The sequence below is a fragment of the Flavobacterium sp. genome, assembly GCF_043778725.1.
In the GTDB taxonomy this organism is placed as follows: domain Bacteria; phylum Bacteroidota; class Bacteroidia; order Flavobacteriales; family Flavobacteriaceae; genus Flavobacterium.
Map to the genome: position 1 here is coordinate 1 of NZ_JAYWFT010000059.1, position 14,854 is coordinate 14,854.

The 14,854-nt window shown below is 31.6% G+C and carries 12 protein-coding genes and 2 pseudogenes; 8 read left to right on the forward strand and 6 right to left on the reverse strand.

Annotated features, from left to right (window positions below; all coding sequences use genetic code 11):
* Positions 1 to 56: 56 nt before the first annotated feature.
* From ACH2CG_RS04850 to ACH2CG_RS04875, 6 genes are all read left to right on the forward strand, one after another.
* On the forward strand, positions 57 to 680 hold the full coding sequence (locus tag ACH2CG_RS04850; RefSeq protein WP_395062763.1) for a response regulator: 624 nt from the start codon (positions 57 to 59) through the stop codon (positions 678 to 680).
* Between the two features lie 39 nt (positions 681 to 719).
* On the forward strand, positions 720 to 1,295 hold the full coding sequence (locus ACH2CG_RS04855; protein ID WP_395062765.1) for a Crp/Fnr family transcriptional regulator: 576 nt from the start codon (positions 720 to 722) through the stop codon (positions 1,293 to 1,295).
* 144 nt (positions 1,296 to 1,439) lie between these two features.
* On the forward strand, positions 1,440 to 4,523 hold the full coding sequence (locus ACH2CG_RS04860; protein WP_395062767.1) for an Eco57I restriction-modification methylase domain-containing protein: 3,084 nt from the start codon (positions 1,440 to 1,442) through the stop codon (positions 4,521 to 4,523).
* A 34-nt stretch (positions 4,524 to 4,557) separates the two neighbouring features.
* Positions 4,558 to 5,406, forward strand: coding sequence for a hypothetical protein (locus ACH2CG_RS04865; RefSeq protein ID WP_395062769.1), 849 nt, complete (start codon positions 4,558 to 4,560; stop codon positions 5,404 to 5,406).
* The gene (locus ACH2CG_RS04870; RefSeq protein ID WP_395062771.1) at positions 5,403 to 5,849 is read left to right on the forward strand and encodes a hypothetical protein; all 447 of its coding nucleotides are present in this window, start codon (positions 5,403 to 5,405) and stop codon (positions 5,847 to 5,849) included. Before ACH2CG_RS04865 ends, ACH2CG_RS04870 begins: the two co-directional genes overlap by 4 nt.
* A 9-nt stretch (positions 5,850 to 5,858) precedes the next feature.
* A complete protein-coding gene (locus ACH2CG_RS04875; RefSeq protein WP_395062776.1) occupies positions 5,859 to 6,539 on the forward strand; it encodes a DUF4339 domain-containing protein in 681 nt (226 codons plus the stop codon).
* A 256-nt stretch (positions 6,540 to 6,795) separates the two neighbouring features.
* Here ACH2CG_RS04875 and ACH2CG_RS04880 read toward each other — a convergent pair.
* Positions 6,796 to 7,119: pseudogene (locus ACH2CG_RS04880) on the reverse strand (transposase); the annotation flags it as partial.
* A gap of 96 nt (positions 7,120 to 7,215) precedes the next feature.
* Between ACH2CG_RS04880 and ACH2CG_RS04885 the strand changes: the two are divergent.
* Positions 7,216 to 7,365: a hypothetical protein gene (locus tag ACH2CG_RS04885; protein WP_395062778.1), complete on the forward strand. Its 150-nt coding sequence runs from the start codon at positions 7,216 to 7,218 to the stop codon at positions 7,363 to 7,365.
* 19 nt (positions 7,366 to 7,384) lie between these two features.
* Positions 7,385 to 7,573, forward strand: coding sequence for a hypothetical protein (locus tag ACH2CG_RS04890; protein ID WP_395062780.1), 189 nt, complete (start codon positions 7,385 to 7,387; stop codon positions 7,571 to 7,573).
* A gap of 105 nt (positions 7,574 to 7,678) precedes the next feature.
* On the opposite strand, the gene ACH2CG_RS04895 is transcribed toward ACH2CG_RS04890, so the two are convergent.
* From ACH2CG_RS04895 to ACH2CG_RS04915, 5 genes and pseudogenes are all read right to left on the reverse strand, one after another.
* Positions 7,679 to 8,413 carry a glycosyltransferase family 2 protein gene (locus ACH2CG_RS04895; RefSeq protein ID WP_395062782.1) on the reverse strand — a complete coding sequence of 245 codons (735 nt, stop codon included), beginning with the start codon at positions 8,411 to 8,413 and terminating at the stop codon, positions 7,679 to 7,681.
* Positions 8,414 to 8,428: 15 nt separating this feature from the next.
* A complete protein-coding gene (locus ACH2CG_RS04900) occupies positions 8,429 to 9,124 on the reverse strand; it encodes a class I SAM-dependent methyltransferase (RefSeq protein ID WP_395062784.1) in 696 nt (231 codons plus the stop codon).
* Entirely contained in the window at positions 9,121 to 11,442 is a 2,322-nt protein-coding gene (locus tag ACH2CG_RS04905) for a YfhO family protein (protein WP_395062786.1), read from the reverse strand. The genes ACH2CG_RS04900 and ACH2CG_RS04905 overlap by 4 nt, the downstream gene beginning before the upstream one ends.
* A gap of 6 nt (positions 11,443 to 11,448) precedes the next feature.
* Positions 11,449 to 13,803 (reverse strand): tetratricopeptide repeat protein, encoded by a 2,355-nt coding sequence (locus ACH2CG_RS04910; RefSeq protein WP_395062788.1) that lies wholly within the window; start codon positions 13,801 to 13,803, stop codon positions 11,449 to 11,451.
* A 75-nt stretch (positions 13,804 to 13,878) separates the two neighbouring features.
* Positions 13,879 to 14,854 (reverse strand): annotated as a pseudogene (locus tag ACH2CG_RS04915) (hypothetical protein); the annotation flags it as partial.

Genomic DNA, 14,854 nt, shown 5'->3' on the forward strand with positions numbered 1-14,854 from the left:
AAAATAGTTTCTGATAAAAATGGCACAATTGTATCTATTGAAATAAAAAAACAACTATGAAAATTCTAATTGCAGACGATCATCCATTTACACTTCAAGGCACAAAAAGCTTTGTAGAATCGTATGGATACAACGTTATCGATACTTGTTCTAACGGAATTTCGGCTCTCAATTCTATACAGTTGCACACACCAGATATTGCAATTTTAGACATTAATATGCCCGGATTAGACGGATTGGATGTTGCTAAAAAAGTGTTTGAAAACAAATTAAGAACAAAAGTAGTCTTGTTGACAATGCACAAAGAAATGACCATTTATAAAAAAGCAAAAGAATATGAAATTTATGGTTACATACTAAAAGAATATGCCCACACCGAACTAGAGAAATGCTTGCTTGAAGTTAAAAAAGGAAATCGCTATGTCAGTGCGCATTTAAACGATGACTTAATTTTTGATGCTGACAGCACTAATCATGGACTTTCTAGTTTAACATTGAGCGAAAAAAAAATAATAGAACTTATAGCAAAGCAAAAAACCAGCAAGCAAATAGCCGATCTTTTATTCCTTTCTGAAAGAACTATTGAAGGCCATCGCACCAACATTATTTCAAAACTTGGATTGCCAAAAGAAAAAAATATTTTATTAATTTGGGCATTGCAAAACCTAAAAGTCAAATAGATTTTTAAACCTAAAATTAAAATTTGTATTTTTGAGCTAATGAAATTAATACTCGAAAATATCGCCAAGCACGTTTCTTTAACTCCTGATGAAGAACAATTGTTTTTGTCTAAAACAGAAACTAGAGACTATAAAGCCAAAACTATCTTATTAAGTTCGGGCGAAATTTCTAAAAGCACCTATTTCGTCAATTCTGGTATTTTGCGAAGTTTCAATATCAACGATAATATTATTGAACACGTATTACATTTTGCCTGTCATGGTTGGTGGATTGGTGATATGTACAGCTACATTTCGGGCAAACCTGGAAATTTGTTTATTGAAGTTCTTGAAGATGCCCAAGTAGTAATTATCAGTAGAGAAAACCAACAAAAACTGTACGAAGAAATTCCAAAACTAGAGCGTTTTTTCAGGATTCTATCCGAAAATTCACTCGTTGCACATCAAGAACGATTGATGGATAGTTTAAGCCTTTCGGCCGAAGAACGGTTTGAGAAATTCTGCCACAAATACCCAACACTTATCAATCATATTCCTCAAAAACAAATTGCTTCTTATATTGGCGTTACTCCAGAATTTTTTAGTAAAATGAAAAGCAAAATATTGAGAAAGTAAAAAAAATCATCTAAATGAGGAAAACCGTAAAATATATTGTTTTACGGTTTTTATCTTTGTTGATAATCACGTAAAACTACGTGGTTGTAACTTGCCTGAATGAATTATATTTGGTAGGTTTGAAAAACAATCTTAATTCTAGCTATGTCTTTATTTCAAAATACTGTTGTTAAAAAATATTCTAACACGCTCAACAAACTTATTCTTGACCAAAAGTGGCACTTGTTTACAACAATATTCCATAATTCTATTAAGCAACAGAATATCCGCAACAGCAAAGAAGAGCAATACCAAGCGATTTTCTTAAACGATTTGTTTGTGCAAGTGCTTGGTTATACGCAACATCCAAACACCAATTATAATTTAATTACCGAACAGAAAAACGAAACCAACAGTAAGAAAGCCGATGGTGCGATAATCTTAAACGAAAATGTGCATGCTGTAATTGAACTTAAAGGAACCGAAACTACCGACTTATCCAAAATAGAAACTCAGGCATTTGGCTATAAAAACAACCAGAAAGAGTGCAGTTATGTAATCATTTCCAACTTTGAAAAACTTCGCTTTTATATTGATAATGCAACCGAGTTTGTAGAATTTAATTTATTTACGCTATCACGCGAAGAATTTAATTTACTCTTCCTCTGTCTTTCGCTGGAAAGCATGCAAACCGATTTGCCTAAGAAAATAAAATACGAAAGTGTTTCTAACGAAGACAAGATTACCAAAGAATTGTACAAAGACTACTCGGCGTTTCGTAAAGAATTGTTTACCGATATTGTACAACTCAATCCGCAATACAACCAACTGGAATTGTTTAAGAAAACCCAAAAACTACTCGATAGATTTTTGTTTATTTTCTTTGCCGAAGACCGACAATTGTTACCCACCAATTTAATATTTAGCATCAATCTCGAATGGCAGAAACTCCGTGAAGCACGTATTCCTATTTCGTTGTACGATAGATACAAAATGTATTTTAATGATTTGAATACAGGTGCAAGAGTAAGTTTGCCTGCTTTTGGAAAACACACCAACGAAATTGTAACAGCACAATATGATATTTATGCCTACAATGGTGGCTTGTTTCAACCCGATGATTTGTTGGATAACATTACTATAAACGACGATTTACTTTTTAAACATACTAAAAAACTTAGCGATTACGATTTTGAAAGTGAAGTTGACGTAAACATTCTTGGGCATATTTTTGAAAATTCATTGAACGAAATAGACGAAATTACTAATGCCATTGAAGGACAAGAAGTTGATAAAACCAAAACCAAACGCAAGAAAGACGGCGTTTTTTATACACCCAAATACATTACCAAATACATAGTTGACAACACCATTGGCAAACTATGCGAAGAAAAGAAACTAGAAATTGAGTTGGATGAAACCAAATATTCTACTGACAAAAAAATAACGGTTGTAACTAAAAAGAAACTAAAAGAAACCTTAGACAGTTACCGCAACTGGTTGTTGCAACTAACCATTGTAGATCCAGCTTGTGGTAGTGGCGCGTTCTTGAACCAAGCCTTAGAGTTTTTAATTGCCGAGCATAAATATGTAGATGAACTGCAAGCCAAACTGTTTGGTGACGCATTGGTATTGAGTGATGTAGAAGGAAGCATTTTAGAAAACAACCTTTTTGGAGTTGACCTCAACGAAGAAAGTGTAGAAATTGCCAAACTCTCGTTATGGTTACGCACCGCACAACGCAATAGAAAATTAAACAGCCTCAACAACAATATAAAATGTGGTAATTCATTAATTGATGATGCTGCCATTGCTGGCGACAAAGCGTTTAACTGGCAAAACGAATTTCCTAAAGTTTTTGCGAATGGTGGTTTTGATGTTGTGATTGGGAATCCGCCTTATGGAGCGAAATTGAATGAAATTGATATTAATTTTTTCAGGAATAACTATAATTCTGTCATAGGACACTCAGAAGTTTATTATATTTTTTCAGAAAAAGCGATAAAACATCTTACTAAAAACAACGGATATATTGGCTATATCATACCAAATGCCTGGTTATCGAATAAATATGCTAAAAAATTAAGAGAATTATTTATTAACGAAACTTCTATTGAAATATTAATAAATTTCAATAGAAAAATAATTTTTGAAGATGCTAATGTTGAAACTTCAATTTTCATTTTAAGAAACAAAATTGCAGAAAAAAATCATTCAGTAATTGTAGGTCAAGATTTAGAAATGCATTATCCATTTAAACAGTATGAGTGGCTAAATAATTCTAATGCTTTAATATCTTTTGCCTCAGATAATAAAATTGATTTTATTCTTAAAAAAATGAATTTATCTGAATATAGATTTTCAGAAATATTAGATATATCTAATGGTTTTAAGCCATATCAAGCAGGTTATGGAATTAATTTAGTTGGAAAACCCTTATTAGTTGAAGATGTAAACAACAAAATATATCATTCAAATATTAAAATTAATGACAATTTCAAAAAAGAAATTAAAGGTAAAGGAATAAAGAGATATTCATTTAATTGGGAAGAAAGCTATATTAATTGGGGTAAATGGCTAATGTCGCCAAAAAGCCAATATTATTATGAACAACCTAAAATATTAGTAAGACAAGTAATTAGTGACTATCTATTTGCTTTTCTTGATACGGAGAAGTTTTATGCAGACCAAACATTATATGTTTGTACAAATTATAAAGATAAAAATGAAAGTTTAGAATATTATACTGGATTATTAAATAGTAAATTATATGGTTTTTATTTCAGAAAATTTTATTCTGAAGAAGATGATTTATTTCCTAAAATAAAAGTTAATGAACTGAAAAATTTGCCGATAAAATCAATTTCAAAAGAAGATCAACAACCCTTCATAGAAAAATCAGATTTAATGTTAACATTAAATAAAGAATTACAAGAAGTAAGTTCCAAATTCAGCAAGTATTTTACTGGTCAGTTTAAAATAGAAAAGCTTAGTGGTAAGTTAGAAAAATGGTATGGTTTATCGTTTGAGGATTTTATAAAAGAAATCAACAAAGCCATAAAAACCCAAAAAGGCACACCACTTACTAAAAAAGAGGAGTTTGACTGGATCGATTTATTTGAAGAAAATAAAGCTAAAGCTAATAAGTTGCAAAATGAAATTGCTGTTACTGATAAAGCTATTGATGCAATGGTTTATGAACTTTATGGGTTGAGTGAGGAAGAGATTGGGATTGTTGAGAATAGTTAAATTAAAACCAACCAATTAAATAAATAAATATAAAATGAGTAAAACTATTACATTTAGTGAGTATAGGTACCATCTTTTACCATTAGAAACAGAACAAACAGCATTAGAATTACATGGCCCAAAGCCGTCATTTGATGAACTTAAAGAAAAGAAAAATGAAATTTTTGAAGAAATCATTAATTCATTAAAAGACACAAAAAGAGAAAAAAATTTATTTAAGCTAATAGATAGCACTGATAATATTTATTTGTTTAAAGTTTCAAATAAAAAATTTGGTAAAATTGTTGAAGATTTTACTGAAAAGGAAGTAAAAACAGAGCCTTATGTTTATTTAATTATCAATAATGACCCTGATATTCAAAAAATATACATTAGTGAAGATATAGAAGTATTTACATCTGTCAATGCAACAAAAAATGTACTTATCACAATTTTTAAAAAATACCTTCATTTAAAATATTTAAATATTGAAACAAATGAGGTTTTTGATAAAAAAACATTTTGGACTTTAGTTAAAAGACATCAAGGTCAAATTACTTATATAAATATAGAAATCATAAAGCCAAATCTAGCAAGTATATCGAAATCATTACCTGATGCTTTTAAAAAATTTGCAGAAAACACCAATGCTCATAGAAGCAATATTTTATTAAAAGCACCAGAAAATGGTAAATTGGAAAAAATTAATGAATCAAATAAGGAATTAGAAGGACTTGTTGATTATTCTTCTAAAGGAGGTGGAGAAATAAAACTAAAGGTAAAAGGTATTTCTAAACAATTAAAAACAAGTGATAATATTAAAAAAATTGATATTGACCAAGTTTATTTAGAAGGATCTCATGACCAAGTTTTAAAAATGTATAAAGAAATAATCAAAAATTGAATACTATAAAAAACATATCTTTTTTCTTGATGATGTCCGTTGTTCTTAACGTTCTCAGTAAATATTTAGAATCAAATTTTCTATTAGATTTTCTTTGTGCTAATTTGATAATTATTCTTTTAACTTTATTAGCAATAAATACTGCTACAACAGGATTATTATCAATTAAGATGGCAGAGTTAACTACTAAATTTAAAGAATTAAATTTTGATGCAACATATAAAGAAATGAAATTTTCTTTAAAAGAGCAGATATTTCTAATTTGTCTTTCAATAATAATTTTAATAATTAACGGTAGTAAAATTCTTTTATTTGAATACAAAGATTTGATTGTTTGCACATTGTTAACTACTGTGTTTTTATATGCAATCGACATTTTAAGAGACACTGGAGTTTCTGTATTTGATTTGTTAGAATTATCAAACAAATTTGAAAAAAAATAATTTACAATAATGAAAAAATACTACTTACACAACGGTTCAGAAAACATTGGACCATTTGATATTGAAGAATTAAAAGAAAAGAAAATAACTCGTGATACGCCTATTTGGTGCGAAGGCATGAGCGATTGGAAGAACGTAAGTGAAGTGGAAGAATTAAGTAGCGTTCTTGCTGCTATTCCTCCACCAATAAAAAAAATAGTTCAAGAAGCTCCAAGAAAAAGAGTAGTTGAAGATGAGCCTAAAAAAAGGTCGTTTACAAGTTTATTAAAAAAAATAGCAATTGTCTTTTTAGTAATAGTTGGACTATTTTCTATAATAAGCATTGTTGTCGCTCAAAATGATTCGTCTGCAAAAGGTTTTATGGAAGAGAGCTTATCTCCTGAAGAAATGGAAGCAACCTATCCAACAAATTATTTAACAGCTGGTGGAAATTATCATAAAAATTTTTTAGGAACAAAACTTGTAATTGATGGATATATTGATAATAAAGCAACAATTACAGCCTATAAAGATGTTACTATTGAAGTAATATTTTATGATAATTCAAAAACTGAATTAAATAGAGAAAGCTTTACAGTAAATGACTTTATCTCAGCTAACAGTCGAAAAGAATTTAAACATAAAATAAATAATTATTCAAATGTTGAAACTATTGGTTGGGAAGTTAGCAATGCTGTGCCTAATAGATAATTTTAAACAAATAACTATTTCATCGAAAATTGCTTTTTATGTTAGTATGTTTTAAAAAATTAAAAACACAAGTAAACACTATCGTCACTTCGAGTGATTTTGTGTTTTAAAAACGTTAGTTTTTGAAATATAAAATTGTATCGAGAACTACTGGAAAAATGATTATTTCGTTACTACACTTCTCGATACATTTTTTACAAAATAGCCAAACGCAATTTTAGAAAAAACACTCGAAGTGACGGTGGTCGTAAAAAAATCAACTTTTTGAATTCGTTATGAAAAAAAAATCTAACAAAACAACTTCCAATTCGTTTTCTAAACCGGCGTAGTTTCTGGCTGAACTAAAACAATAATCCTCAGGATAAGCAACCGTTTTATCTTTAACAGGATTGGCGTGTATGTAATCCACTTTTTGTTTTATAAATGTGTTGCTATAAATTAGTTCTGCGTGATAGCCGTCTTGCCCTACTTTGTATTGTTGTTCTCTTTTTAAATGTTAGCAAGCTTTACTAAAACAATCTAACATCCATTCTCTTCTACTCTCAGGTTCATCAAGTATAGTTTTTATATTTTTTTTGGATAGTAATTATTTAAAAACGAAATTCCAGAAGAAGCTATTTCCAAAATAAATGCTTTAGAGAAAAATCATAATACCAAATTAAGTGGTTTGAAAATTATGGCGCCAAGTAAAGCTTTTAATTTGAAAAAATATGACGATCCGTTGTTGTTTGCTCCTATTGGTAATGATTATTACTACTTAATTCACAAATGGGGAAATGATTTGGCTTGGTATAAAAACTTCAAGTTTTACCAGTTAAAAATATAATTAACTTTATCTTATTTTGTTGGGTATTAGTTGGGTTGGAACTTATATAACGCCAGATAATGCTTTCAGTAAATCCGTAGAATTTGCGCCAATCATTATTTTCTTATTCATGTTTAAATCTATGGTTGCTACTATTGATTACTATTTCTTTATGATGGGTAAAAATTTTAATGATATGATTTGGGATAGAGTATTTAACGAGAACTAGGATATATGTTTATAAAATTCCATTTAGAATTTCTCAAATGTTTTTATAATTTGTCGAGTTTACATGTTTTTATTTATACACTCTTTGTGCGGATTTGTTTGTAAATTATGTACAAGGGACTTTTTTATAAATATTCGATAAAAAACACTTAAATGATTCCCACAAAACTCGCAAGCCATAAACGATGCTTCTTTTAAAATTAATACTCGAAGCATCTGCAAAGTATTTTGTCGGACAGCTTATTTCACCTATTTCAAAACCTTTAGCAAAAATTTGAACAGCCATTTGGTTGTCAAAAATAAAGTCTTCGCTAAAGTTGTTGTAGTCTATTTTTTCTAAAACCTCTTTGCTGTAAGCTCTAAAACCAGTATGGTATTCGCTCAATTTCTGATTGATTAGGAGGTTTTGAATGAGTGTTAATATTCTATTGGCTATGTATTTATAAATAGGCATTCCGCCTTTTAACGCACCTTTTCCTAAAATCCGACTTGCAAATACAACAGGATAAACTTCGTTGGCAATGATGCTACACATAGCGGTAATTAGTTTTGGCGTATATTGATAATCAGGATGAAGCATCACTACTATATCCGCTTTCAATTCTAAAGCTTTGTTGTAGCACGTTTTTTGATTACCACCGTATCCGCGATTTTTGTCGTGCTTGACAATATGATGGATGTTTAGTTTTTGTGCTATTTCTAAAGTGTTGTCAATGCTAGAATCATCAACCAAAATAACCTCATCTACAATATCGAATGGAATTTCGGTATAAGTTTGCTCTAGAGTTTTTTCGGCATTATAAGCTGGAAGTACTACTATTATTTTTTTGTTGTTTAGCATCTTATTGTATTAAAACTAATCTAGATATCCAATATAAACCCAATCGCCCCATTTATTTTCGCAAGTATATTTTTCAATTTTCATTACCTCTTGCAAGTATTCTTTTATGGGGAAAAAATTTATATGCATATCCAAGGTATAGTAATAATAACGTTGACAAGGCACAACGATAATTAGTTGCTTTTTTGCTACTCGTTTAAGTTCAGAGATTGCCGCAGGAAGATCTTTTAAATGTTCAAGTAAGTGATGACAGGTAACAATGTCAAAAGATTTTTCTGCAAAAGGAAGTTTTTCTATTCTTCCTTGCACATAAGTAGCTGTTGTTAAAGCTACCGAATCGTGCATATCAAAGCCTGTGAGGTTTAAGTTTGTAATTTCACCTAATTTGTTTAACCAATATCCTCTACCACAACCAACATCTAACAAGTTAGTAGCTTCAGAAGAAATATTTTTAAGCATATAATTAATACTGAGCTGATTTAGATCTGTAGGCCTATCGGTTCCCATACAATCTAGTTGTCTATAGGCTTCTGCATATTCCTGATCGTTCATTAAATATACAAGTTGTTTAAACTCCATGTATAGCTTAATTTTTTTTCCTTTAAAAAAGATGAAAAAAAATAGATACATAAACCATTTACTATCCCTTAAAATAGGTGGTACAAATTCGTCAATAATATATCGAATGCTATTGGTTATAGTCCTGTTCATTTTGTTTTGATGTCTTTAATTTTTCTTATACTAAGTATTGTAATACCTATTAAAACGGATAGTATTGAAATAGCAAATCCTATACTTTTATATGGAGGTAAAAATGTCATTTCAAATTTATGATTTCCCATATTAAGATACACTGCTGTTAGTCCGTGAAAAACTTTATATTTAATCGTTTCATGTCCATTGACATTGATTTTCCAGCCGTCATCGAAAGGAATTGAAAGAAAAAGTAGTGAGGGTTGGTCAATTTTTATGCTACCCATTATTTCATTTTCCTTAAAAGAACTAATCAATAATTGTTTAGGAATACTATCATTTGAAACTGGTTTATAATAGGACTTTAACTCCGTTAGCTTTTTTATATCTTTTTCTTCGACAACTATTGACTTGTTTACTATTTTGTGCTTTTGACTTAAAGTTAGTTTATCAAACTCTTTTTCAGTGATATAATTTGTAAATGCAAAACCTAAAGACCTATGGTTTTTTAATTTATACAAGGAATAACCATTTATCGATTTTAAAAATTCAAATTCGCCTTGATTCTTTTTTAGGCTATCTTGATTAGAAATGAAATATTTTACCCCACACAATTGCATGGCTTTAGGTATTTCTCGAATTCCTCTCACATATCTCGATCCGATTTCATCTTTATAATTAAGAGTATCTATACTTTTTAGGAATGCTATGTAATTAGAATTATGAAAAGCCCAGTATCCTGAACTCCCATAAAAACCTTGAATTTGCGCTTCATTATAGCTATAAACTCTTGAATTTCCAGAGAAAAAATCTTTTTCCACTCTAAAAAATGAAGAATCTTTTTGTTTGATATCTTTGATAATACTTTTAGTAACATCAAAAAAGCCTTTCCCTACTTTCACATCATCTTTTGTAACAAGCAATCTATCTTGTAGGGTCGGAGTTGCAAAAATGAAAATCTCCAAAACAATAAATCCTACTAATAGATGTGGGAAATAATTAATCAAGCGTTTTTTACCAAAAAAATAAAGCAAGGTAAAATAAGCGATTAGGAAAGAAATCACAATAAAGACACTCGGAGAAGCGTCTATCGCTATTTGGCTTTTCAGTGCAAATAATAGTGTAAGAAAACCAACAATTGTTAAAAGAAGTGTTTTAAAATAAACCTTCCCTTGCTTGATTACAAAGTCAAAAGACATTGTGGCGAAGTAAATAAAGACAATGGTTGCTAACATTCCAATCATTCTGTAATAGTTGCCTGTAAATAACCAGAGCGCATGTCGAAAAAGTGGCACTGCAATTATTACTATGAAAAAGAATAAAATCCCTCCATAAATCAGTCGTTTTCGCCTATCAACAAAATGAAAAAGTTGCGGAATAAGCAAAAGAACCACCAAACCTGAATATAAAAATGGTGCTTCAAAATAGTTGTACCAACCCTGGTAATTTTCAGCAATTCCTTGTAAGTTATTCGAAAAAAGTCGTAAAAAAGAAGTGCCGAGCTCTGGTTTTTCAGCGAATTGAAGTGGCGTTTGCTTCAATTTATCCATAAGTGGATACATGCCTTTACCCCTTGGGCTGTTGAGCATCTGATGAAGATTACTTAAAAGTATGAAGCTTGCAAGTCCTAGGCCTAACAAACCTGCAAAGCCGAGTTTTGCTAATTGCTGTAATCTTAATTTTAGAGATTTGTTGGAATCATAATTAACAAGAAGATAAATTACCGCTAAAAGGAATGCAAAATAAAGTATTATGGAAGTATACGCCATTCCAATCAGTGCAGTTGTGATCGTAAGGAGGTAGACTTTTTTGTTTTCTTGAAAATAATGAAGGGATAGAAGAAACAAAGCAAAAAGCATCATATCGTTAGAAAACTGTACTAAGTACCAGGTACTGCAACCAATCATATAGCCACTAAAAGCAAACAAAACACTTCCAATCCCAGCTGCCAAAACATGGATTCCTTTTTTTCTAAAAAAGACAAACAAGAAAAAGCCAGCAAGAAAAGTATAAATCAACTGCATCCAAATAAAAGCACTTGCAATGTCATTTTTAAAGAATAAATAGGTTACAGTTAGAGCAATGGGCTCTATGGAAAACGGATATTTATTCTCTCCTAATGCTGTATTAAAACTAAAACTAGGAAGATGCCCATTTTTAAGGGCTTCCATTTTTGAATATAATTCTGGGTAACCAACATTATAAATATCGTCACCTAAATCTTTGTACAAAAAATAATATTCACCAAAAATAAAATCTTTGTACAGCAATAACTCTAGTACTAATAAAATAACACTAAAATAGAGTAGGCTTTTCTTAAACGAAAGATCTTTCATATGTTTTTAATTACGATAAGCATTTGGATTCAAATTCAGTACTTCTTTCTTATATTCGTTTGCCTTATCCATCTTGCCTTGTATGGTATAATTTTTATAAATTAAATCCAAAGTACGAATCATGGCGTCTTTTTTAGTGACGTCATTATCATCTAACTTTTTCTCTTCTTTGTAAACGTCCAAGAGCATTTTCTCGGCCAATGGCAATAAGTTACGCTTGGTTGCATTAGCAAACGCATATTGCTGATAAGCAACAGCCAAGTTTTGTTTTGTATCTCTGTCATTTGATCGGAGCGAAACACTTTTTAAACAGTTTTCAATTGTTTTTTCGTAATCATTAATCATCGAATAGGCTGTTCCTAGTAAGAGATAAATTTCCGCATTTTTTGGACTCAATGCTTTAGCTTTTTCTAAAGAGGCGATAGCACCGGGAATATCTCCTAGTTTTTGTCCGATCAATTTACCTATATCCATCAAGCAGATGGCTTTGTATTTAACAATTGTAGAGTCCATTCTTCTTCCTCGATAGTAATACGCTTGGTCATAAGCAGCTAAGGCCGTGTGTAAATAAGTTAAATTTACTTTGGGCTCATTATCTTCGATTTGCCCTAAAAAGTGCTGTCCATTGGCCATTTGCAACCAAGCGGCATTACTCATAGGGTGTACCTCGAGGGACTTTTTTAATAGAGGGATTGCCCCTTTCACCAATTCCATGCGCTCATATTGGTTTTCTTTTAAAGCCTCTAATTTTTCTTCTAAAGTCCAATCTTCAATTTCTTTTTCTTTTACTGATTGCATTGTAATGGCTTTATTTATCATTTCCCCAGCTAAATCGGTTTGGATTTTACCACTGTTTTTCGAAACTAAGACGTCTTTTGAAAATAAAGTGAAGTTATCTTTCCAGTCAAAATTTCTATTGATGGTAAGTCCTGAAAAAACAAGTACAACAACTACCGCACTTTTGTAAATTGCACTGAAACCGTTAATCTCATTCGGCTTGCTCCATTTTGAACCTAATTGATACACTAAGTAAACTACAATCAAACAAAAACCAAGTGAAGGCATAAACATAAAACGTTCCGCCATATTGGTACCTATTGGAAAGAATAAATTAGATACAATTGAAAAAGTAATGAAATAGTACAAAATGCCAAACGCAATACTATTTCGTTTATGGATATGAAAGAGGGCCCAAATAAAAAGGAATAAATGTAACAACACAGAAAACAATACACTGATGTCTGAAAATGATTTTATTTCAATATGCCTTGGGTAATAATCGGTTGTTAAAGGATAAGGAGCTACCAACAATTTCAAGTAAACAGTATACGTATAAAAATTTGTTGCCAATTTGTTGCTGTACGGCATTTGGGTAAAGGTGTTGGCATTAGGCTCCACAAGTTTTTTTATAGATGACCCTTCAATCAATGGTTCGTATTTCGATTGAGGATCTAATACTAGAAAAGGATCGTTCATCAATTCTTCTGCAATTTCACCCTTATTAGGCTGATGTAATACGGCATTGCGAATACCTAGAAAGAGAACCAAAGGCAGCAACAAAGGGACTGTTAGTTTAAAAATGGTTTTAAGTGACACTTCTGAAAAAAACCACAGCGCAATTGGAATTACAGCTATGAAAGTAACTGCAGATTCTTTGGCCATTAAGGCTGCGAAAAAAGATGCGACCGCGCCCAGTTGCCATTTTAGTTTCGATGTACCCTCATTACTTTCATTTTTTATTTCTACTAGTTTTAGCACACAATACAAACTTGCTAACGCTCCTAATAAAGCCAAAATTTCATCTAAGCCTTTCACATTTGCAACAGCCTCAGTATGTAAAGGATGCACCGCGAAAAGCAATGTTGTACCTAACGCAATAAAATTTTTTTTGAAAACATTTTCCTTGCTTTTTATCGAAAATAGTAGCAACAAAGTTCTATATAAAACCAAGCAAAGCAAACCATACCAAAGGATATTAAAAAAATGAAGGATATTTGCAAACCACGTTTTTTCTGAAAGATCCTTTATTTTATACCCTTCCTTATCTTTTTCAATTTTTTGATTTTCGTCTTTTTTGGTAGGAGCAAACACTTCTGCCTGAGCGGCAAACACTATAGGCGTTAGTGGTCGGTACCTGCCTCCAGCAACCGCATTGATGTCATTTCCATAAAAGCCAGCAAAGGCATCTTTGCTCAAAATATCAGGAATGCCCGAAACGCCTTTTTTTACAAAACTATTGTGTTGCACAATGACACTGTCATCTATAGCCCATTTATTAGGAATAGTATTGGCATAAATCAAGACAGCAAGGACAAAAATGAACCACTGTGCTTTTTTGGGGTGTAGAAAAAACTGTTTCATAACTTGCAAAATTAAAACAAATAGGCCGACCACAACAGCCAGCCTATTTAATATTATTGTTTTGACTAATTGGTTCTAATTTAGCTTGACTACGGTAACCTTGGTACTGCCATTGGTCGTAAAATCAGCTCCTATAACATTTGATGCACTCAAAGCTCTAATTTTAAAAAATTCGCCAGCGGTCATATACACTACCGAAGTCAGTTGCCCTCTATATTTATGAGGAGTCTGTGCATTATTATTAGTAACAGATGTTCCATAAAAATTGGATGCACCATTACCCGTGTTATTCATTTCAATCATCGGCATAGGAGGTGTATTATTCGTTCCCCCCATTAGTTGTACTTGTATCAAATAAGTACCTGCACCTGTTGCACCTACAGTAAAAGTATTGGTATTTGTCCATGTATTTCCGCCCGTAAGCGTAGCACCTGTACCATTAGCACTTTCAAAATTAACAACATCAGCAGCTAAAGTCAACGAGCTTGCGACTTGTGTTGTTTGACCAACAGTTTTTGTAACTACCAATTGTAAACTAGAGCCACCACCTGAAGCTGAGCCCCAACTTAGAGCACCAGCTCCATTGGTTTGTAATACCTGTCCGTTGGTACCTGTTGTTGTTGGATAAGTGTTTCCTCCTAAAGTTGCAGTTCCTGTAGCAGTAATGTTTGTAGTATTAGTAATAGCGTTACTGTTCATATTTAGTGTTGTAGTGGCGGTGTGATTCCCTAAGTTATCTGCACCAGCAGGTGTTACCCAAGCAGTATTGTAGTTTGTTCCGTCTATTTTTGCTAATACTTGGTTTGCCGCACCACCAGTTGGAACGCCTTGTCCGTTGGTTCCATTTGTACCGTTAGATCCTGCAATTCCTTGTGGACCAGTCGCGCCAGTTAAACCTTGAATTCCTTGTGGACCAGGAATTGAACTTCCAGAGGTTTTGGCATATAAAGCATAAGGCGTACTTAATAATTGTGAAACTCCAGAAATAGTATAATTTATACCTCCGGTTGGGTCGGTTTCAGTTTTTACAAAGTAAGGACCGTTTGCCCAA

Excerpts from the sequence above, each read along its gene's own strand:
- ACH2CG_RS04850 (WP_395062763.1), top strand. The coding sequence starts at position 57 with ATGAAAATTCTAATTGCAGACGATCATCCATTTACACTTCAAGGCACA.
- ACH2CG_RS04855 (WP_395062765.1), top strand. The coding sequence starts at position 720 with ATGAAATTAATACTCGAAAATATCGCCAAGCACGTTTCTTTAACTCCT.
- ACH2CG_RS04860 (WP_395062767.1), top strand. The coding sequence starts at position 1,440 with ATGTCTTTATTTCAAAATACTGTTGTTAAAAAATATTCTAACACGCTC.
- ACH2CG_RS04865 (WP_395062769.1), top strand. The coding sequence starts at position 4,558 with ATGAGTAAAACTATTACATTTAGTGAGTATAGGTACCATCTTTTACCA.
- ACH2CG_RS04875 (WP_395062776.1), top strand. The coding sequence starts at position 5,859 with ATGAAAAAATACTACTTACACAACGGTTCAGAAAACATTGGACCATTT.
- ACH2CG_RS04885 (WP_395062778.1), top strand. The coding sequence starts at position 7,216 with ATGGCGCCAAGTAAAGCTTTTAATTTGAAAAAATATGACGATCCGTTG.
- ACH2CG_RS04895 (WP_395062782.1), bottom strand. The coding sequence starts at position 8,413 with ATGCTAAACAACAAAAAAATAATAGTAGTACTTCCAGCTTATAATGCC.
- ACH2CG_RS04900 (WP_395062784.1), bottom strand. The coding sequence starts at position 9,124 with ATGAACAGGACTATAACCAATAGCATTCGATATATTATTGACGAATTT.
- ACH2CG_RS04905 (WP_395062786.1), bottom strand. The coding sequence starts at position 11,442 with ATGAAAGATCTTTCGTTTAAGAAAAGCCTACTCTATTTTAGTGTTATT.
- ACH2CG_RS04910 (WP_395062788.1), bottom strand. The coding sequence starts at position 13,803 with ATGAAACAGTTTTTTCTACACCCCAAAAAAGCACAGTGGTTCATTTTT.